The organism is Acidobacteriota bacterium (genome assembly GCA_009861545.1).
Taxonomy (GTDB): Bacteria; Acidobacteriota; Vicinamibacteria; order Vicinamibacterales; family UBA8438; genus WTFV01.
On sequence record VXME01000102.1, the window covers coordinates 33,679 to 53,577 of the forward strand.

A 19,899-nucleotide genomic window follows, 5' to 3' on the forward strand; every position below is an offset into this window, starting at 1 on the left:
CTCGGGTGTCAACCCGGGCGCCACGGAGGCACCACCCTTCCCGCGGAACCGGAGGGCCGGTTTCCTGCGGGGCCCAGGGGGCCCCCGACTTCGAGTCCTTACGGACGCTCCGCAGCTTCGGCCTGTGCGCCGGCGAGGATGTTGTACAGGCCGTAGTTGCCCTCGTGGCACGCATACTCGTACAGCCGGCCGCCGGACCGCGTCATCGTCATCTCGACGCTCCAGGGGCGGGTGAACGCGGTCCGATCGTCGACCGTGAAGCGATAGAGCAGCGTGTCCGCATCGAGCAGGCTGAAGCGTTCGAGCAAGTGAAGATCCGCGCCCAGGGCCTCGAGCAGCTCCATGTTGGGCGCCGGGTGCGCGGTGCCGAGATCCCTGAAGTTCCGGGTCTCGACGACGAGCGTATCGCCCTCCCAGCGGCCTCGCGAATCGCCCCGCCACTGGCGCACCTCGCCGGTCAGCGACGGCTGCCCATCCAGCGGGACGAGCCGCACGTCGTTCACCATCTCGTTGAGAATCGCCACGTGCCCCGGCGTCTGGAACAACTGCACGAAGTTGTTGTACGCCCCGGGGATCATCGGCGGCCCGGAATTGAAGCCGAGGATGCACCGCTCGTCCACGTCGCGGTCCTCGGGGCCGGCGTTCCGGCCGCGCGCCTGCGCGCGGGCGGCCATGCGCGACCTCCCCTCGGGCAGGTACGAGGGCAGCCGCCCGTCCGGCGGGTCGACGATGAGCGACGTGCGGCGGGTCCCGACGACCGTCGTGCCGTCGTCGAACCAGAACCGGTTGTAGCTGCCGGGATCGCCCGGGCGCGGCGCAGCGTCTACCCGCGCGGCGGCCCGCGCCTCGAGCGCCGACACGTCCTCGTCGGTAAGGAACTCCCGGCCCGCCAGATCGGCGGGTCGTTGAAGCGGCGTCAGGGAGCTGAAGTCCCACACGCCCTGCAGGTCGGGCCGGCCGTCCGGCGCGCGCGGCACGGACGACGCGGCGGACGCTGCCGGCTGCGCGGCGGCGAGTGACGGCGCCAGCGCTCCCGACGCGATCACGACGAGGAAAAACCGCCCCACGACAGCAAGCCGTACGTTCATCTGGATATCCCCTTTCGCCGCCACGATCGGTTACCGCAGAGAATAACCTGTCCGACAACCGTCGCTTGCGCGCAGCCGGACGGCGGCGGACTATAATCGGTCGGAAATGCGCCCGTTCACAGTGCTTGCGGCCGGCATGCTGGTCGTTCTGTTCGCGACGCCGTTCGCCGCCGACGCGCAGTCGCGCGACGCGCCCATCCCGTACGACGTCGGCCAGAGCGCGAGCCCCTCGTTCGAGGGCTGGTACCCCAACGACGACGGCTCGTTCTCGCTGTCGTTCGGCTACTTCAACCGCAATTACGAGCAGACGCTCGATATCCCGATCGGCCCGGCCAACCACTTCACCGCCGGCCCCGAGGATCGCGGCCAGCCGACGCACCTGCTGCCGCGCCGGCACACCGGCGTGTTCACGGTGGTGGTTCCCGCCGACTTCGGCGACCGGACGCTGACCTGGTCGCTCACCGCCGGCGGCGAGACGTTCGCCGTCCCCGGCCACCTGCGGCCGGAGTGGCGGATCGACGCGCTGGAGGAGGTGACCAGCGGCAACCGGCCGCCCGAGCTCTCGTTCGATGCCGACGAAGACGAGACCCGCGTCGGCCAGGGCCCCGGCGGCGTGCGGCAGTCGCTGACCGCGGCCGTCGGCGCGCCGCTGACGCTCGCGATCCGGGTCCGGGACGACCGGGTTCAGAAGCAGAGCCTGCAGGGACGTCCGACCCGCATGGGCCTCGTCTGGAGCAAGTACCGCGGCCCGGGAACCGTCGAGATCGCCGATCCGGCGCCGGAGATCCCGGAGGGCGGCCTGACCACGACGAGCGTCACCTTCGGCGAGCCGGGCGACTACGTGCTGCGCGCGCTGGCCTGGGACGACTCGGGCGGGCAGGGCGCCATCATGGCCGGCGGCTTTCAGTGCTGCTGGACCAACGCGTACGTCGACGTTCGTGTAGAGTGATCGATTCGGGGCCGCGCCCGCGGCTACAACGACCCATGACGGCGGAGAAACAGCCATGAAGACGCACAGGCTCGTGCTCGCGGCGGTTGCCTCGATTCTGGCCGGCGGCGCCCTGCCGGCGACGGCGCAGACGGCCGGCTCGAACGACGTCACGTTCGCAAGGGACATCGCACCGATTCTGCAGCGAAGCTGCCAGGCGTGCCACCGCAGCGGCAGCATGGCGCCGATGTCGCTGGTCACCTACCAGGAGGTGCGGCCCTGGGCCCGCGCCATCCGCGAGAAGGTGGCCGAGCGCAGCATGCCGCCGTGGCACATCGACAAGACGGTCGGCATCCGCGACTTCGCCAACGACATCTCGCTGAGCGACGCGGAGATCGCCGCGGTCGTGCGCTGGGTGGACGCCGGGGCGCCGCTCGGCAACCCGGACGACCTGCCGCCGCCGATCGAGTGGCCGGCGGACGACATCTGGCGCCTCGCCGCCGAGTACGAGGAGCTCGGCGAGCCGGACCTCGTGGTCCGCTCGACCCCGTGGACGCAGCCGGCCGAGGGCCAGGACCAGTGGTACCAGCCCGTGGTCGAGACCGGGCTGACCGAGGATCGCTGGGTCAAGGCGCTCGAGGTGCGGCCGTCTCTGGAGGGCCGTCCCATCGTGCATCACGCGGTCACCTACCTGATGCAGGAGGAGAGCCCGGAGGACTTCGAGGCGGCCGTCGACGTGCCGGGCACCGGCTCCTACTTCACCGAGTTCGCGGTCGGCAAGATCGGCGACGTCTTCCGCGACAACACCGGCAAGCTGCTGAAGGCCGGCTCGCGGATCCGCTACGACCTCCACTACCACTCGGTGGGCGAGGAGATCACCGACTCGACGGAGCTCGGCATCTGGCTGTACCCGAAGGGCTACGTGCCGAAGTACCGCGTCTACGCGCAGGCGATGGGCGTGCGGCAGGCCATGCAGACGCTCGACATCCCGCCCGGCCAGGTGACCGAGCACGAGGCGTTCGTCCCGCTGCGGTTCCCGGCGCGGCTCGAGAACTTCCAGCCGCACATGCACATTCGAGGCAAGTCGATGGCGATGGAGGCGATCTACCCGAACGGCCGTACGGAGATGCTCAACTACGTCGACAAGTTCGACTTCAACTGGCACGTCAACTACGTCTACGCCGACCACTCCGCGCCGATCCTGCCGGCGGGCACCGTCATCAAGATCACGGCGTGGCACGACAACAGCACCGGCAACCGCGCCAACCCGGATCCGACGCAGTGGGTCGGCTGGGGCCAGCGCAGCTACGACGACATGTACCACGCGCACGTGAACGTGGTGTACCTCACCGACGAGGACTACGAGCAGATCGTCGCCGAGCGGACCGCGGCGACGGACAACGACTAGCGCACGCTCCGGCTTTCGACCACGGAAGGACGCCGCTCATGCCGGGCGGCGTCCTTCACGTCAGGGGCGAAATCGCCGGTCGACGGCCGGCGCAAGGTGCAGCAACGGCCATGACTCTCACCCGCCTGCGTCCTGCGATCGCGACCTGCGCCGTTCTGCTCCTGACCGTATCCCAACCTCTCGACGAGACCGCGGCCGAGACTTCAGCCGGAGGCGGCTCGCAGTCGGCTTCCGTGCCGACGTTCGAGGTCGACCCCTTCTGGCCGCGGGAGCTGCCCGCGGACTGGCTCCTCGGCAACGTCGTGGGCGTCGCCACCGATTCGAGCGACAACGTCTGGATCATCCACCGGCCGAACAGCCAGCGGGGGGGTGAGCACACACCGCCGGTGATCGCTTTCGACCCCGCCGGTAACGTCATCCACGCCTGGGGCAGCCCCGGCGACGGCTACGACTGGGGAACCCAAACGCACGGCATCCACGTCGACCATGAAGACAACGTCTGGGTCGGCTTCGGCGGCGGGCTCCCCTACGACCTGTCGACCCGTGCCACGACCGACAACGCGCACGTTCTGAAGTTCACGCCGGAGGGCGAGTTCCTGTTGCAGATCGGCGACTTCGGCAGGGGCACCGAAGGAAGTGGCAGCACGGAGTTCCTCGGCCAGCCGACGGACGTGTTCGTCGACCCCGCGAGCGACGAGGTCTATATCAGCGACGGCTATACCAACCGGCGGTTGATCGTCTTCGACTCGAACAGGGGTGAGTACAGGCGTCACTGGAGCGCCTACGGCAATCCGCCGGACGATGGGTTGCAGCCCCGCTTCTCGCGGGACGGGCCGCTGCCGCAGCAGTTCAACACGCCGCACTGCGTCGGCCGCGCGGCGGACGGCCGCGTCTACGTCTGCGACCGCGGGAACCAGCGGCTGCAGGTGTTCGAACCGGATGGCACATTCGTGGCCGAAGCGCTGATCGCCGCGGAACTGCGTAACGGAACCGTCGGCGGCACACCGTGGGACCTGGCGTTCTCACGCGATCCAGCCCAGCGTTTCATCTTCGTCGCTGACGGCAGCAGCCACGCGGTCCACACGTTGTCGCGGGAGACGCTCGAGGTCGTGGCCACGTTCGGCCGCCGCGGGCGGTGGGCGGGCCAGTTCGAATCGCCCCACAGCCTCGCCATCGATTCCCGGGGCAACCTCTTCGTCGGTGAGACCCTCGACGGCCGTCGCGTGCAGAAGTTCGTGCCGGCCCGGTGAGCCGTCAGCCGGACTTGCGGCCCACCACCACCGTCATTCCCACCTCGCGCCAGACGCACTCGGCGTCGAAGCCGGCCGAGGCAACGGCCGCCAGCTCGTCCTCGAGCGGGAAGTAGGTGTCCTCCTCAGCCCACTCCTCGAAGTGCCGGAAGGCCCGCTCCCGGGTGATGCCCTGTCTCACCATGTGATCGGCCCAGGCGCTCCAGATCGCTTCGCCCGCCGCCGGATCCGCCGGCATAGTGGCGTCGGCGTTGACGAAGACGCCGCCTGGATCGAGCGCATCGTGGATCCGCCGGTAGAGTGCCCGCTTGGCCTCCAGCGTCGGCACGTGGTGCAGCGCCAGGGACGCCGCAGCGCCGCTGCAGCGCGGCAACGCCGCGAGGAACGACGTTTCGGTGAAACGGACGCGCCCTGCGTAGGGCTCGAGCCTCGTCCGGGCCCGCGCGAGCATCTCCCGGTCCACGTCGATCAACTCGACGGTCCCGCTCGCGCCCGACTCGAGAATCGCCTCGGCGAGAGCCCCGGTGCCGCCCCCGAGGTCGAGCACCAGGCCCGAGGCCACGCGCACCAACTCGCGGGCGGCCACGTGGAGCATTTCCTCGTAACCGGGAATGAACTGCCGGATCGTCGCGTCGTAGGCGTCGATGGCGACGCGCAGATGACGGCGTACGGAGTGGGATGTGTCGTCCGCCATGCCCGATTGCCGGCCGCCAGGCCGACGCTAACGAGTGAGCCCGAAGATGTCGGTCCCTGGGGCCGGCAGCGGCGACGCCGGCGCACTGGGGTTCATGGGGTGACGGCGGCGCTCCTCACGGCGTGACGGTGACGATGACGTCGGCGGTCGTGGCCAGGCCTCCGTCGTGCGCGATGGCGCGCAGCACGTAGTCGCCCGGCTCGGCGAACGTGGCCTCGGCGACCCAGCGGCCGTCCTCCGGCGGCTCGGGCGTCTTCCACCCGGGCGACCAGGGAGAATCGACGTTGTCGCGGGTGTCTTCCCAGACCTTGATCTGCGGTGGGTCGAACGTCACCGTCCCGGCGCCCCGGTAAACGAACCACGACAGGCGGTGGCCGGTGGCGGTGTCGGTGGTAATGGGACGGGGATAGCGCGGATTCGACGAGATGGACCGGGCCCTCGGCTTGCCGTCATCGGTCGACAGCGCTACGAGTGACAGCGGCTCACCGGAAGGCACTGCAAGGTCTCTCCCGCCTTCGATCTCCAGCGTCGGCGGCTGGTTGTCGGGCAGCTCCGGCGTGGACCCGGCGGCCCCGCCCGCACCGTAGTTGGCCTGAATGACCAGATTGTCGATGAAGTAGTCGCGCTTCAACGTACCGTAGGCGCGCTCGGTCTGCCCGTTGGCCGTCAGTGTCCAGACGAGCTCCTTGTCGCCGAAGTCGGCAGGGACACGGATACGGAAGATGAACCGGTTGCGCCGCGGGTGGAAGCGGGTCGGCTGCCCGTGGTCCGGGCCGCCCGGCTCGATGCTGTTGTCGGGACCGACCGGGACGTCGATCTCCTCCTCCCAGTTCCGGTTCATGTATCCGAAGACCAGGTTGAACGACCCGTCGTCGTTGCGCTCCCAGCCCTCGTAGGCGGGCGAGATGGTCTGGCCCGTCGCGTACAACTCCTGGGCGAGCCCCAACGAAGGAGCCGCGAGCAGCGCTGCCACCACCACCGCGATGCCGAAACGGGCGGTACCGTTCATGACGCGCCTCTCAGTTGCCGCCGCCAGCCGCGTCCGACCCGCCGTCCGAGCCGCAGGTGATGCAGCCGATGTCGCCGACGAGGTCACCGTCGTCGAGCGTCGACTCGCGCTCCGCGACCGCCTGCGCGAACTCCTCTTCGTCCAGGTAGATCGCCTGCATCAGGTTGATGAACATGTTGTCCACGGAGCGATGGCCCGAACCGGACCAGTTGCGCGGATCCGGGACGTTCGGATTCGTCGGCGAGTTGTCGAAGTACCCCTTCAGGTGGAGCACGGTGCCCTTCGGGAGCAGCGGCGCCGCATCGTCCTCGTACTTGTAGACACGCACCCAGTTGTGGTCGTAGCCAGCGCAGTTGAGCGTCCGCACGGTCGATCCCCAGATCGCGTCGAGACACATCCGGACGCCGGGCGCGTGCATGTGCGGCTCGAAGACGCTGATCTTCGCGTTCTCCGGCATGGTGAAGTACGCGTCCGCGCGCTGATTGGACTCCATCGGGCGGATGTCGAGGTCCGGGCCGTTGCCGAAGAAGAGGAGTTGCATCTCCTTGTCCGGCTCGTAGCCCCGCGGATGGAACTTGAAGCCCACGTCGATGTGGGCGCGCGTATCCGTCCCGTTCGCGTGCAGGTGCGTCGACGGAAACAGCACCGTGGTGCCGGCCTCGAGCAGCCGGCCGGCCTGCGCGTCGAACACGTCGGCGTTGCGCCCTACCTCGTGCACGGGCCAACTCACCACGTCGCTCGGCTCGGCGTCCGGTCCGAGGGTGTAGAGCGCCGAGTGATGCACGACGAACAACCCCCCCACGGTGTCCGACCGCACGCCGCGCTGCAGGTCGTTGCGCTCCTTGTATTCGATCGCCGCCACGTAGCGGTCCTCGGTCAGTCCGGTCTCGACCTCGCCCAGGCTGCCCCACCAGTCGGGCGCGTCGCCCGCGATCTCGAACGCCGGCGACGACACGATCAGATCGGGTTCGCCGATTTCCCATTCGTCCACGTCGATGAACGGCGGCGGCTCCGGCATGTCGGCCGGGTCGCCCTGCGGCGCCCCGTTGTCGGCCCAACGGCCAATCGTGGCGATCTCGTCGTCGCTCAGCGACCAGTCGTCCTTGAACCGCTGGATGCCGATGTTCTTCTCGATGTACCAGGGGGGCATGACGCCCGGCTGGTCCCGCAGCCCGGTCCGGTACTTGATGGCGCGCGCCCAGGGCCGCACCTCTTCGTAGGAGATGAGCGACATCGGCGCGAGCGAGCTCGGCCGATGGCACTTCTGGCAACTCCGTTGCAGAATCGGCGCGATGTCCCGGCTGAACGTCGGGTCGTCCGGAACCTCCCCGGCGGACGCGGGAATCGGCAACGCGAGCGCTATGATCGCGGCGGCGCCGCAGAGACCGACCAGCTTCGAAGTCGTCATGATGCGAATCCTCATACGTTTCCCGGAGCCTGAAGACCAAGCTCGATTATATCGCACGCGCCCCGGCCGGCGCCGCAGCGGACCGTGGCGCTTCGGATCAGCCTGTCCGCGGTCGGTACCGGCCACATGCAACCACACTCCTTTCCTTCGGCTGGAACTTGCGTTCGTGGTGCGATAGCATGCCGGTCACGCCATGAACAAGCGCTTTCATGCGCTCGCGCCGGCACTCTGCGCCCTGTTGACCGCGACGGACGCACCGGCGCTGACCGCGGGTGGCATCCACGCCGCTCCCGTTCGGCCCCGCGCCGCGCCGGTCTCGGTCGAGCTTTCGGCGCAGCAGGCTTCCGGCGGCGCGGCCCTGGCCGATCGGCGGCTCGCGGACGCGGCGCAGCGCCGGGAGGTCGAGGCGGTGCGGGCGCTGCTCGACGAAGGGATCGACGTCGACGCGCCCCAGGCCGATGGAGCCACGGCGCTGGCGTGGGCGGTCCACTGGGACGATCTCGCGACGGCCGGTCTGCTGTTGGCCGCCGGCGCCGATGCGAACGCCGCGAACGACCTCGGCGTCACGCCGCTGATGCTCGCCAGCCAGAACGCCAGCGTGCCGATGGTGGAGCTGCTCGTGCGGGCCGGGGCGGATCCGAACGCGGCCCGCCCGGCGGGCGGGACCGCGCTGATGATGGCCGCGCGCTCGGGCGACGCGACCGTGCTGCGGCGGCTGCTCGCGGCCGGAGCCGACGTCGACGCGGCGACGAGGAGCGGGCATACCGCATTGATGTGGGCGGTTGCCGAACGGCACCCCCGCGCGGTGGCGCTGCTGGCGGAGGTCGGGGCCGACGTGCAGGCGCGCACCGCGGTGCATACGCCGCGGGCCCGGACGATCGTCCGCGAGGCGAAGGTGTTGAGCCGGTTCGAAGCCGTCAACCCCGCCGTGCTCCCGCGGGACGGGGACCGGGATCCCCCGCGGCCGGAGGGCGGATTCACGCCGCTGCTCTACGCGGTCCTGGCCGGTGACGCGCCGACCGTGCGCGTGCTGCTGTCCGCCGGTGCGGACGTCGACGATGCCGGACCCGACGGCGTCACCGCGCTGATGCTGGCCCTGGTGAAGCGCCACGAGGAGTTGGCCCTTCTCCTGGTCGCCGCGGGCGCGGATCCGCATCCGGCCGATGCCGGCTTCACGGCGTTGCATCTGGCCAGCGCCACCGGCAGCTTGGCCGTGGCCGAGGCGTTGCTCGCCCGCGGCGCGGATCCGGATGTCCGCCTCGAACGCCCGCAGCGTCTCACCAACTCGTTCGAGATCGGCGTCTTCACGTCTCCCGGCTCGGGACGGCTGACCCAGATCGGCTCCACGCCGCTCATCGTGGCCGCCAAGTCCGCGGACGGCCGGATGATGCGCCTGCTGGCCGCGGCGGGGGCGGACCCGCACCTGACGACCGATGACGGATCGAACGCCCTGATGCTCGCGGCCGGGCTCGGCAAGCGCGCCGCGACCGACATCACCTACTACGCCTGGACCGAGGAGAAGGCGGTGGAGGCGCTCGCCGCGGGGCTGGAGCTTGGCCTCGACGTCAACGCCGCCAACGCGCACGGCGAGACCGCCCTGCACGCCGCGGCCTACCACAACGCGAACCGCGTCATCGAATTCCTCGTGGACAACGGCGCGGACATCGATGCGCTGAACGCGGCCGGGCAGACGCCGCTGCGCCTCGCCGAGGGGCATCTGATCTGTTGCACCACCTTCGTGCGACACCCCGCGGCGGCGATGCGGCTGCGGGAGCTGGGGGCAGACCCCGCCGCCGGCATCCGGTTGACGTTCGGACTGACGAACTACGGCGATCGGGATCAGGCCGCGCCCGAGCCCCGCGGCCCTGCGGCCCGCACGGGACGCTGATGGAGACGATGGCGCTGAAACGGACGGCGGTCGTCGCGGGCATCGTCGTGGCGTCGGGTCTGACCGGCGCGGGTCCGGTACCGGCGCAGGAAGCCGAGGACACCCGGGCGGCCGTCACGGCCCGCGCCGCGCTCGACCGCTACTGCGTCACCTGCCACAACGAACGCCTGCGCACGGCGGGGCTGGCCCTCGACACGGCCGATCCGGGACACGTCGGCGACGCCCCCGAGATCTGGGAGAAAGTGGTGCGGAAGCTCCGCACCGGCATGATGCCGCCCGCACCGCGCCCGCGGCCGGACGCGGAAACCTACTCCGCGGTCGTCGGCTACCTGGAAGCCGCTCTCGACCGCGCCTCGGACGCGAGCCCCGATCCGGGGCGGCCCGCGTTGCAGCGACTCAACCGCGCCGAGTTCACCAACGCGGTCCGGGACCTGCTGGCGCTGGAGGTCGACGGGCGGGCCCTGCTGCCGGCGGACGATTCGGGCTACGGATTCGACAACATCGGCGACGTGCTGTCGGTCTCGCCGGGGCTGTTGGAACGCTACCTGCTGGCGGCCGCGAAGATCAGCCGCCGCGCTGTCGGCGACCCGACGCTGCGCCCGGCCACCGCCGTCTACAAGACGTCGCCGCTGCTCTCGCAGGACGGCCGCGTCAGCGAGGATCTGCCGTTCGGGTCCCGCGGCGGTCTCGCGGTGCGGCACCACTTCCCACTCGACGCGGAATACGTGGTTCGGGTGGCCCTGCGGGGACGCGCACGCGCCGGGCACCAACTGGAGATCCGTCTCGATCGCGAACGCGTCCGGCTCTTCGACCTGGCGGGAAGGGAGCCGCTGGCGGTACGCATTTCGGTGACCGCCGGCGCCCGGCTGCTGGGCGCTTCCTTCGTCGAGGAAATCGGGCGTTCGCTGCCGGTCGACGGGCGGCCGGCGCCGCCCCCGATCACCAGCTTCGCCTTCACGCTCTATCCGAACGCCCCGTCCGTGGAACGCATCGAGGTCGTCGGTCCCTTCGACGGACGAGCGCCCGCGGACACCCCGAGCCGCCGGGCCATCTTCATCTGCCACCCGAGCGAAGAAACCGACGAACGGCCGTGCGCCGAGCGGATCCTCACGTCGCTCGCACGCCGTGCGTACCGGCGGCCGGTGACCGCCGCCGACACCGCGCCCCTCCTCGCCGCCTTCGAGGCGGGCCGGGACGCGGGCAACGGCTTCGACGACGGCATCCGGTGGGCCCTCGAGGCGCTGCTCGTGTCGCCGAAGTTCCTGTTCCGAGTGGAACGCGAGCCGGCGGACGCGGCGCCGGACGCCCCCTACCGTATCGCCGACCTCGACCTGGCCTCGCGGCTGTCGTTCTTCCTGTGGAGCAGCATCCCGGACGACGAGCTCGTGGAGCTGGCCGCCCGCGGGGAGTTGAGCGACCCGGCCGTGCTGGAATCGCAGGTCCGCCGGATGCTCGCCGACCCGCGCTCTCGGGCTCTGGTGGAGAACTTCGCCGGCCAGTGGCTCTATCTCCGCAACCTGCGCACGGTGACGCCGGACACCACGCGGTTTCCCGCGTTCGACGACAACCTCCGGCAGGCGCTCCAACGAGAGACCGAGCTGCTCTTCGGAAGTCAGCTCCGAGAGGACCGCAGCGTCCACGACCTGCTGCGAGCCGACTACACCTACGTCAACGAACGGCTGGCCCGGCACTACGGCATTCCCAACGTCTACGGGAACCACTTCCGCCGCGTGCAGTACCGCGACGACCGGCGGGCCGGCCTGCTCGGTCACGGGAGCATCCTGACGGTGACCTCCTATCCGCACCGCACCTCCCCGGTGCTGCGGGGGAAGTGGCTGCTCGAGAATCTTCTGGGCGCGCCGCCGCCGCCGCCGCCCGACATCCCGGAGCTCGGCGGAGACGACGCCGCCGCTGTACCGGCCACGATGCGCGAGCGCATGGCGCAGCATCGGGCCAGCCCCGCGTGCTCGACCTGTCACGCGAAGATCGATCCGCTGGGATTCGCCCTCGAGAACTTCGACGCGGTCGGACGCTGGCGCGCGAGTGAGGACGGAACGGCCACCGCCATCGACGCCTCGGGCGAGCTGCCCGACGGCGCCCCGTTCGACGGCCCCGCCGCGTTCCGCGACGCGCTGCTGCGCTCGCCGTGGGCCACCGAGTTCGCCACCGCCGTCACCGAGAAGCTGCTGACCTACGCGCTCGGGCGCGGGCTGGACCACCGCGACGCGCCGGCCGTGCGCCGGATTCTTCGGAACGCCGAGGCCGGCGGCTATCGCTGGTCGTCGCTGATTCTCGGTATCGTCGAGAGCGCGCCGTTCCGGATGCGGAAACCGTTGGACGCGAGCGACCACAGCGCACCGTAGCGGACGATAGAGGTGCAGAGATGATCATCACGAAGAAGACGCTTCCCCGCCGTACGGTGCTCCGCGGTCTCGGCGCCTCGCTGGCGCTGCCCCTGCTGGACGGTATGGTCCCGGCGTTTGCGGCGATCCGCAACTCGGCGGCCAGCCCCGTCCGTCGCTTCGGCGCCGTCTACGTGCCGAACGGCGTCGAGATGCGCGCCTGGACCCCCGGGGGAACCGGCACGGCGCTGGAGTTGACGCCCGTCCTCGAGCCGCTGGCGCCGGTGCGCGAGCGGGTCAACGTGCTGAGCGGCCTGGCCGACAAGGTGGCCATCCCGCGCGAGGGCGAAGGGGTCGGAGATCACGCCCGCGCCGCGTCGACGTGGTTGACCGGCGTGCACGTCAAGAAGACCGAGGGACCCGACATCCGGGCCGGCGTCTCCGTGGATCAGATTGCCGCCCGTGCTTTCGGCAACGAGACCCAGCTCGCCTCACTGGAGCTGGCCATCGATTCGGTCGAGGTGCTCGGCGCGTGCGATCAGGGCTATAGCTGCGCCTACACGAACACCATCGCCTGGCGCACGCCGACCACGCCGTTGCCGATGGAGAACAACCCGCGCGCGGTGTTCGAGCGCCTTTTCGGCGCCACCGACAGCACGGACGTCCAGGCGCGGCTGGCCCGCCTCCGCCAGGACCGCAGCATCCTCGATTTCGTGACCGACGAGGCGGACGCGCTGCAGCGCACCCTGGGCGCCGGTGACCAGCGCAAGCTCGCCCAGTATCTCGACGCGGTGCGCGACGTCGAGCGGCGCATCCAGATGGCCGAGCGCCAGAGCGACCGCGAGATCCCGGTCGTCGAGCAGCCGGCCGGCATCCCGGACACGTTCGAGGAGCACTGCCGGCTGATGTTCGACCTGCTGATCCTGGCCTACCAGACCGACCTGACGCGCGTCAGCACGTTCATGTTCGGCAGGGAGGTCAGCGGCCGGTCGTTCCCCGAGATCGGCGTGCCGGGCGGCCACCACGGCTACTCGCACCACCAGAACGACCCCGAGAACCTGGCGATGCTCGCCCGGATCAATACGCATCACATCCGGCAGTTCGGCTACTTCCTGGAGAAGATGCAGTCGATCCCGGACGGCGACGGCTCGCTGCTCGACCACTCGCTGTTCGTCTACGGCGCGGGCATCAGCGACGGCAACCTGCACTTCCACCTCGACCTGCCGACGCTGCTGGCCGGCGGAGCCGCGGGGCGCGTGCGGGGCGGCCGCCATCTGCGCTACGACCACGACACGCCGCTGTCGAACCTGCACGTCGCCGTGCTCGAGAAGCTGGGGCTGCCGGTGGAGACCTTCGGGGACAGCACGGGCAAGCTGCAATACCTGACGGGAATCTAGGACGTTCAGGCGACCCGTCAGCGAGCGGCGCGGCCCACGAGCCCCTGAAAGGTGCGCTCGACGAAGTCGTCCACACCGGGGACGAACAGCACCGAGAGGACCGTGACGGCCACAGCGGCGGCGATGCTCCAGTAGAAGTAGTTCATCGCCCGGTCCGGGGACAGTTCCGGGAATCCCATTGCCGTCAGTCCCTCGGGGCCGCCTCGAAGACCCAGGAATCGCCTGCTTCCACCGACGCGCGGGTCACCTGCGACGGGTACTTGTCGCGGATGGCGGCAGCGATGCCGTCCAGTATCTCCCCGGATTCGATCCGCACCAGCCGGCGGTCGTAGCGCTTGCCCTCGATCCGGAGAACCGCCCGGCCGTCGCGCTCCGCCTGCACCGGCCACCGCTTCCACAACCGCCCCACGGCGGTGCCCATGTAGCCGGACCAGACGTAGAGCCGGCCGTCGTGCTCCGTCGTCCAGATGCGGCGCGACCGGGGAGGATCCAGCAACTGCAGCTCGATGGTGGGGATGTCCCTCACGAAGCTCCAGTCCGGTTCGGGGCCGGCGTACAACTCGCCGGCCACCAGGGGGCCGCCGGAGAACAGCCGGTTCGGTCCATCGGCGAACCGCTGCTTGACCGCCGCGGTGGTGACCGCCGCCACCGGGATCGACAGCAGGCAACCGGCGACGATCAGCACGCGAATGACCATGCTCATGACGCATTCAGTCTAGGGGTCTGCGCCGCAGAACGCAACGGCGTGAGTCCTGCGGCGCAGGCTCCCGCCGCATCCCCCCGGGAGAGGGTCGAGCCCGGTAGAATTCCGCCATGAGGTGCCTGCTCCGGCCGATTGTCGCCGCGCCCGCGCTGGTTGCCGCCTGCGTTCTGCTCGCGGGGGCGTCTCCGGCGGAGCAGGTTCCCTCGACCGATCAGGACGGCGCCATCGACCGCGTCACGCTTTCCATCATCGGCACCACCGACCTGCACGGCCGCGTCTTCCCGAACGACCGACAGGGAGGGGTCGCGCTGCTGGGCGGGTACCTGCGCAACCTGCGCGCGGCGAGGGCGGCCGACGGGGGCGCCGTGCTGCTGCTGGACGCGGGCGACACCTTCGAGGGCGGAATCGCCGCCAACATCTCGGAAGGGGCCCTCGTCGTCGACGCCTACAATGCGCTCGGCTACGACGCGCTCGCCATTGGCAACCACGAGTTCGACTACGGGGCCCTCGACACCGCGGCGCGGGACGGCCGAACGCCCGACATGCGCGGCGCGCTCAAGGCCGCCGCCGCCCGCGCACGGTTTCCGTTTCTCGCGGCGAACTTGATCGATGCGGCGACGGGACGCCCGGTGGCGTGGCCGAACGTCCGGCCGTCCACACTCGTCGACGCCGCGGGCCTCCGGGTGGGCATCGTCGGCATCATGACCCGCTACGCGCTCACGAGAACGCTCGCCGCCAACGTCCAGGGACTCGACACGACGGCGCTCGAACCCGCCGTCGAGCACGAGGCGCGTCGCCTGCGCCGGCGCGGCGCCGACCTCGTGCTGGTGCTCGCGCACGCCGGCGGCGCCTGCTTCCGATTCGACGATCCCACCGACCTGTCGTCGTGCGACGACGATGCCGAGATCTTCGAGCTGGCCCGGCGGCTGCCACCCGGCCTGGTCGACGCGATCGTCGCCGGCCACTCCCACGGGGCGGTGGCGCACGAGGTGGCGGGCATCCCGATCGTCCAGGCCTACTCGCGCGGGAGCGCCTTCGCGCGGGTCGACCTGACCGTCGAGCGCGGCGCCGGGGTCGTGTCCGCCCGGCTCTTCCCGCCCCAGGCGGTCTGCGCCGCCGTCGCGCCGGACGGCTGGTCCTGCGCGACCGGCGGCGGCACGCCCGCGGCCTACGAGGGTGCGCCCGTCCGGCCCGACGCATCGATCGTCGCTGCGATGCAGCCCGCGCTCGACCGGGTGAACCGCTGGCGCGCCGAGCCGCTCGGCGTCACCCTGGACACACCGCTCCCGCGGAATCCCGACGGCATCGAATCGCCGCTCGCCAACCTCTTCGCGGATGCGATCCTGGCTGCCGCGCCGGGCGCGGACCTCGCGATCGGCATGGGCGGCAGGCGGGCGGGGCTGCGCAGGGATCTGCCGGCGGGGGCGCTCACCCGCGGCCCCCTCTACGACGTGTTCGCCTTCGACAACCGCATCGCCGAGCTGGTGATGACCGGCGCCCAGGTGCGGCAGGCCCTGGCCCGCGAGTTGACGCGCGAGCTGGCGCGCAGCCGGCGCGGAATCCCCAGCGTGTCGGGCATCCGCGTGCGGGTGACGTGCGACGGGGATCGGCGGGAGTTGGAGATCTTCCGTCCATCGGGAGCCCCGATCGGCCCGGACGATACGCTCGTCGTGGCGACCACGGATTTCTTCGCCCGGCGCGCCGCGCGCGACGCTGTCGCCGCGCCCCCGGCCGCGGCGCAGGCGTCGGCGCCGCTGGTCCGGGAGGCGGTCTCCGACTGGCTCATTGCCCGCGGCGGACGGCTCGATGCCGCCGATTTCGTTACACCGCCGCGCTGGGACACGCCGGCGCGCGGATCCTGCCTCGCCGGGACATCTCGATAGCGCATATGGCGGATCAGGTCCGGGGGGCCGATTGAGCCGCACCGCCCCGCCGCGGCTCCTGCGCCGCTACCTGCGCATCGCGTCGCTGGCGCTGGTCACCGGGGTCTTCTTCGCCATCCTGTGGACGGCCCTCGCCCTGCTCCTGCCGGCGCCGCGCCTGCGACGGCCTGCCCGCAACGCGATCTTCCGCGCCTGGGCCCGCATCTGCCTGCGCATCATCGGCGGACGCGTGCGGGTGGAGGGGCCTGCCCCGCGGACGCCCTTCCTCCTCGTGTGCAACCACCTCGGCTACGTGGACATTCCGGCGCTGGCGTCCTGCGCCGACGCCTGGTTCGTCGCCAAGATGGAGATGCGCTCGTGGCCGATCGTCGGAATCCTCTGCCGTTCGGTGGGCACCATCTTCATAGACCGGAAGACGGGCCGTGACGTGCTGCGCGTCAATCGGCTCATCGAGGACGTGCTGCGCCGCGGCTACGGCGTTGTCATCTTCCCCGAGGGAACGAGCACGCAGGGGTTCGAGGTCCGCCGCTTTCGCACCTCTCTTCTCGACCACGCGGCGCGCACCGGGATGCCGGTTCACGCGGCGGCGCTCACCTACCGCACGGCCCCCGAGGAGCCGCCGGCGCACCTGTCGGTCTGCTGGTGGGGCGACGCCCCCCTCTTCGCCCACGCGCAGCGGCTCTTCGAGCTTCGGCGCTTCGACATCGTCGTGCGCTTCAGTCCCGTCGCGGCCAGCGCCAGCGACCGCAAGGAACTGGCCGGGCGCCTGCACCGGGAGGTAGAACGCATCTTCGAGCCCGTCGTCCCGCCGGACCAGCGCGCCGTCGAGACCGGCTTCTGACGAAACCGGTTCGCGCTCGCCACGGTCGGGACCCGGGAACCCGTCGCCGCGTCAGAACTCGAAGTGCAGCATCACCGAGTAGGTCCTCGGCGCCCCGAGCATGACCTGGTTGGCATAGATGAACGACGGATCGGTCTGCCCCAGGTAGAAGATGTCGGACCATGAGGCGTACGCCGCGTCGGTCAAGTTGTCGACGTTGAACGTCACGCGCACGGGGTCGAGCGTCAGCGCGACGTAGGCATCCGCATGCGCGTAGCCGTTGAGGACGATCGCGTTCGCGTTGTTGGCCTGGCGATCGCCGACGATGCGCACCGTGGCGCCCGCCTCCAGCGGCGCGCCGCCGATGTTCCGGTAGCTGCCCCAGAGATTGCCGGCGGCAGTCGGCACGTTGGGCGGGGTGTTCCCCGCGAACCGGACGAAATTGGCCGACGGCACGAACTCCGCGTCCGTGTAGGCCACGCTCGCGCCGATCTGCGCGTCGGTGTTCGGGCGAGCGGATACCGACAACTCCAGTCCGCGCGACTGGATGCCGCCGATCGTCGTGGCGCTGTCCAGGGCGAACCGCTCCAGGATGTCGTCCCGCTCGATGTCGAACCAGGCGGCAGTGACCTGCGTGCGACCCCCGTCGAGGTCGGCCTTCAGACCGACCTCCCACTGCCGTGCGTCGGTGAGGTCGAAATCCTGGTTCGCGTTGACCAGAAAGATGTTGGCGTTGACGGGATCCTTCGCGTTGCTCAACTGGCCGTACGCCACCAAGTCGTCGCGCAGGTTCACGACCGCGCCGGTGCGCCAGCTCCACCAGCGGAAGTCGCGCACGAAGCCGCTCGGCTCCACCGCGCCGACGGCGTCGCGATTGACCCGCTCGAGGCTCATGCCGTCATGCCGCAGGGCGCCGGCCAGCCTGACGCGATCGCCCAGCGGCAGGGAGTCCTCGATGAAGAACGCCCACGAATCGATGTACGTGGGACTGACGCCGCGCAGCTCGCGCTGCCCGTAGGTGCCGGGCACCGGGTTGAAGACATCGACCATGTCGCCCGGTACGAGCGGGAGCTGCCGGCGGAATCCGCGACCGCGCTCGAAGTCGAGCGTGGACGCCTCGAAGCCGACGGTGGCCCGGTTCTCGAGCCCGCCGACCGGGGTCCTGATGTCGAGGTGCACGCGGTCCCCGAACAGTTTCTGGTCGTGGTCGACGAAGAAGTAGCCGTAGTAGCGCTGGATCTGGCCCACTGTCGTGCAGACGTCGACGACGGCGGTGCAGTACGGAAAGCCTTCCGCGTTCTGCCAGTTCCGCTTGGCGTTGAAGTTGTAGACCGTGTTGCGCAGCGTGACCTGATCGCTCAGCTGCACCTCGGCGTCGGCGCGCAGCAGGAGCTGCGTCGAATCGTTCACCGCGTCCGTCACGTTGTAATTGAGGAAACGCGTGCGCGCATCGATTCCCTCGCCGGTGGTGGTGGAGATCACGTCGAGCGGTTCGCCGATCACCGCGGCGGGCAGCAGCGGGGTGCCGAAATACGACCCGACGTCGTCGGTCAGGTAGTCCACGCTGAACCGCAACTCGGCCCGCGGGGCGGGTCGCCACAACAGGTTGCCGGTGACGTTGGACGAGCTCGGACTCATGCGCTCGACGAAGCCGTCGGAACCGTATCGGCTGACGTCGAAGCGGTACCAGAGCGTGTCGCTGATCGGCCCGTTCGCGCCGACGGCCGTCTGATGCGTGTTGAACCGTCCGTACGAGAACAACGCGTTGTACTCGGGCGCGTCCGTCGCCATCGCCTGCTTGGTGACGGCGTTCACCGTGCCGGCTACCGCGCCCTGGCCGTTGAGCACCGACGCCGGTCCGCGGAGCAGCTCGACGCGATCGAGGTTGAAGGTGTTCTGCGGCCGCATGACCATGTTGGCGGGGCCGAGCCAGATCCCGTCCCGCAGGACCGTGATCTGCGAGCGCGTGAACCCGCGCACCGAGAAGCTCGACGGCGCGGCCGGACTGTGACCCGCGAGCACGCCCGGCACCGTCTCCAGCGCGTCGCTGATCCGCTGGAAGCCGCGCGTCTGCATGACCGCGCTGTCGATCACGTCTATCGAGGCCGGAATGTCCATGGCGCGCAGGCCCAGGCGGCTGCCGGCCTCCGTCGATTCGCCGAGCCCCAGCTCGCCGCGAATGCCGGTGACCGTAACGCGCTCTTCGAAGGCCGCTACCGGCAGCCGCAGGTCGAGGCGCACGGGCGAGCCCGCGGCGACCGTGATACGTGAGGTGAGCGGCGCGAATCCCTGCCGCCTGACCGTCAGGCTGTAATCCCCGGCCGGCACGTCGCTGAAGCTGAACGCGCCGTCGGATCCCGTGGTGGCCGACCGATCGAGCTCCTCGATAGTGACCACAGCCGCCGCCAGCGGCGCCCCGCCGCCTTCGTCCACGACCGTTCCCTGCACCATGCCCGACGGCTGGCCGGCCGCCGGAACCGCCACAAGCAACCCGAGCGCTGCAGTAAGCGCGGTGATAGCGCCACAGCTACTGCGCACGCGCGTTGCATCGATTACCGGTCCTGAATTCGAATCCGATCTCAATTGTCTTTCCTCTCCATGCTTGTTCGGGCCACCGTACGCGGTCCAATTGATGAGTATCCAATGAAGCGGCCGGCCACTTGCTTAACAGTTGCTTAAGTTTTGCTGAAGCCTCCCGGCGCATCCCTGTCGCCGGCGAGCGTCGCGGATGGCTGCGGGTGATGACGCCCGGCGCAAAGCTGCGGGGATCGCGATGTGGAAATGGAGCGGCGACGCTGGCTAGCGCCGACCGGCCTCCTTACGGCGCCATGTCCAGGTCCCGCACGAGAACCAGCCGCCGCAGCGCCCGCGCCAGCAGCGCCCGCGCCCTCCCGTCACCTCGGCCGCGGCGCACCTCCGCCGCCGCTTCCATCAACGAGGCCGCCGCCAACTCGCGAGCCCGCACCACGGCCGCCGGCCGCGACCACCGGTGCCCGCGCAGCAGCGCCCGCAGAACCCGACGACGTCGACGCGCCTCGACCGAACCGCCCGGATGCTGCAACGTCACACCCCCCCCACCGC

14 protein-coding genes and 1 pseudogene are annotated in these 19,899 nt (G+C 70.4%); 9 read left to right on the forward strand and 6 right to left on the reverse strand.

The features are described from left to right. Positions 1-98 precede the first annotated feature (98 nt). A complete protein-coding gene (locus F4X11_16740; GenBank protein MYN66652.1) occupies positions 99-1,088 on the reverse strand; it encodes a hypothetical protein in 990 nt (329 codons plus the stop codon). A 106-nt stretch (positions 1,089-1,194) separates the two neighbouring features. Here F4X11_16740 and F4X11_16745 point away from each other — a divergent pair, with 106 nt between their 5' ends. The 3 genes from F4X11_16745 to F4X11_16755 are packed head-to-tail and all read left to right on the forward strand — an operon-like array spanning position 1,195 to position 4,674. Further along, positions 1,195-2,037, forward strand: a complete 843-nt coding sequence (locus F4X11_16745; protein ID MYN66653.1) for a hypothetical protein — start codon at positions 1,195-1,197, stop codon at positions 2,035-2,037. 55 nt (positions 2,038-2,092) lie between these two features. Then, positions 2,093-3,424 carry a cytochrome c gene (locus F4X11_16750; protein MYN66654.1) on the forward strand — a complete coding sequence of 444 codons (1,332 nt, stop codon included), beginning with the start codon at positions 2,093-2,095 and terminating at the stop codon, positions 3,422-3,424. A gap of 38 nt (positions 3,425-3,462) precedes the next feature. Beyond that, positions 3,463-4,674: a hypothetical protein gene (locus F4X11_16755; GenBank protein ID MYN66655.1), complete on the forward strand. Its 1,212-nt coding sequence runs from the start codon at positions 3,463-3,465 to the stop codon at positions 4,672-4,674. A gap of 4 nt (positions 4,675-4,678) precedes the next feature. Here F4X11_16755 and F4X11_16760 read toward each other — a convergent pair whose 3' ends face one another. Together F4X11_16760 and F4X11_16765 are read right to left on the reverse strand one after the other, a co-directional pair. Continuing rightward, positions 4,679-5,368 (reverse strand): class I SAM-dependent methyltransferase, encoded by a 690-nt coding sequence (locus F4X11_16760; GenBank protein MYN66656.1) that lies wholly within the window; start codon positions 5,366-5,368, stop codon positions 4,679-4,681. A 115-nt stretch (positions 5,369-5,483) separates the two neighbouring features. After that, a complete protein-coding gene (locus F4X11_16765; GenBank protein ID MYN66657.1) occupies positions 5,484-6,377 on the reverse strand; it encodes a hypothetical protein in 894 nt (297 codons plus the stop codon). A 654-nt stretch (positions 6,378-7,031) separates the two neighbouring features. On the opposite strand from F4X11_16765, the pseudogene F4X11_16770 reads away from it, so the two are divergent. The 4 genes and pseudogenes from F4X11_16770 (at position 7,032) to F4X11_16785 (ending at position 13,412) form a co-directional block, all read left to right on the forward strand. After that, positions 7,032-7,253: pseudogene (locus F4X11_16770) on the forward strand (chitinase). Positions 7,254-7,978: 725 nt separating this feature from the next. Further along, entirely contained in the window at positions 7,979-9,673 is a 1,695-nt protein-coding gene (locus F4X11_16775; GenBank protein ID MYN66658.1) for a hypothetical protein, read from the forward strand. Next, positions 9,673-12,036 carry a DUF1592 domain-containing protein gene (locus F4X11_16780; protein MYN66659.1) on the forward strand — a complete coding sequence of 788 codons (2,364 nt, stop codon included), beginning with the start codon at positions 9,673-9,675 and terminating at the stop codon, positions 12,034-12,036. Before F4X11_16775 ends, F4X11_16780 begins: the two co-directional genes overlap by 1 nt. Positions 12,037-12,056: 20 nt before the next feature. Then, on the forward strand, positions 12,057-13,412 hold the full coding sequence (locus tag F4X11_16785; protein MYN66660.1) for a DUF1552 domain-containing protein: 1,356 nt from the start codon (positions 12,057-12,059) through the stop codon (positions 13,410-13,412). A 184-nt stretch (positions 13,413-13,596) separates the two neighbouring features. Here F4X11_16785 and F4X11_16790 read toward each other — a convergent pair whose 3' ends face one another. Continuing rightward, positions 13,597-14,115: a hypothetical protein gene (locus F4X11_16790; protein MYN66661.1), complete on the reverse strand. Its 519-nt coding sequence runs from the start codon at positions 14,113-14,115 to the stop codon at positions 13,597-13,599. Positions 14,116-14,225: 110 nt separating this feature from the next. On the opposite strand from F4X11_16790, the gene F4X11_16795 reads away from it, so the two are divergent. Then, complete coding sequence (locus F4X11_16795; GenBank protein MYN66662.1) at positions 14,226-15,998, forward strand: bifunctional metallophosphatase/5'-nucleotidase; 1,773 nt, start codon at positions 14,226-14,228, stop codon at positions 15,996-15,998. Further along, positions 15,922-16,839 carry a 1-acyl-sn-glycerol-3-phosphate acyltransferase gene (locus F4X11_16800; protein ID MYN66663.1) on the forward strand — a complete coding sequence of 306 codons (918 nt, stop codon included), beginning with the start codon at positions 15,922-15,924 and terminating at the stop codon, positions 16,837-16,839. Before F4X11_16795 ends, F4X11_16800 begins: the two co-directional genes overlap by 77 nt. Positions 16,840-16,890: 51 nt before the next feature. Here the strand turns inward: F4X11_16800 and F4X11_16805 are convergent, their stop codons facing one another. Continuing rightward, the gene (locus tag F4X11_16805) at positions 16,891-19,356 is read right to left on the reverse strand and encodes a TonB-dependent siderophore receptor (GenBank protein ID MYN66664.1); all 2,466 of its coding nucleotides are present in this window, start codon (positions 19,354-19,356) and stop codon (positions 16,891-16,893) included. 280 nt (positions 19,357-19,636) lie between these two features. Beyond that, on the reverse strand, positions 19,637-19,885 hold the full coding sequence (locus tag F4X11_16810; protein MYN66665.1) for a hypothetical protein: 249 nt from the start codon (positions 19,883-19,885) through the stop codon (positions 19,637-19,639). Positions 19,886-19,899: the final 14 nt, after the last annotated feature.

What these genes read in the sequence shown, in the direction of transcription:
- F4X11_16795 (MYN66662.1), top strand. Translation starts at nt 14,226, where the DNA reads ATGAGGTGCCTGCTCCGGCCGATTGTCGCCGCGCCCGCGCTGGTTGCC.
- F4X11_16740 (MYN66652.1), bottom strand. Translation starts at nt 1,088, where the DNA reads ATGAACGTACGGCTTGCTGTCGTGGGGCGGTTTTTCCTCGTCGTGATC.
- F4X11_16765 (MYN66657.1), bottom strand. Translation starts at nt 6,377, where the DNA reads ATGAACGGTACCGCCCGTTTCGGCATCGCGGTGGTGGTGGCAGCGCTG.
- F4X11_16800 (MYN66663.1), top strand. Translation starts at nt 15,922, where the DNA reads ATGCCGCCGATTTCGTTACACCGCCGCGCTGGGACACGCCGGCGCGCG.
- F4X11_16775 (MYN66658.1), top strand. Translation starts at nt 7,979, where the DNA reads ATGAACAAGCGCTTTCATGCGCTCGCGCCGGCACTCTGCGCCCTGTTG.
- F4X11_16785 (MYN66660.1), top strand. Translation starts at nt 12,057, where the DNA reads ATGATCATCACGAAGAAGACGCTTCCCCGCCGTACGGTGCTCCGCGGT.
- F4X11_16750 (MYN66654.1), top strand. Translation starts at nt 2,093, where the DNA reads ATGAAGACGCACAGGCTCGTGCTCGCGGCGGTTGCCTCGATTCTGGCC.
- F4X11_16760 (MYN66656.1), bottom strand. Translation starts at nt 5,368, where the DNA reads ATGGCGGACGACACATCCCACTCCGTACGCCGTCATCTGCGCGTCGCC.
- F4X11_16745 (MYN66653.1), top strand. Translation starts at nt 1,195, where the DNA reads ATGCGCCCGTTCACAGTGCTTGCGGCCGGCATGCTGGTCGTTCTGTTC.
- F4X11_16790 (MYN66661.1), bottom strand. Translation starts at nt 14,115, where the DNA reads ATGAGCATGGTCATTCGCGTGCTGATCGTCGCCGGTTGCCTGCTGTCG.
- F4X11_16780 (MYN66659.1), top strand. Translation starts at nt 9,673, where the DNA reads ATGGAGACGATGGCGCTGAAACGGACGGCGGTCGTCGCGGGCATCGTC.
- F4X11_16755 (MYN66655.1), top strand. Translation starts at nt 3,463, where the DNA reads ATGCCGGGCGGCGTCCTTCACGTCAGGGGCGAAATCGCCGGTCGACGG.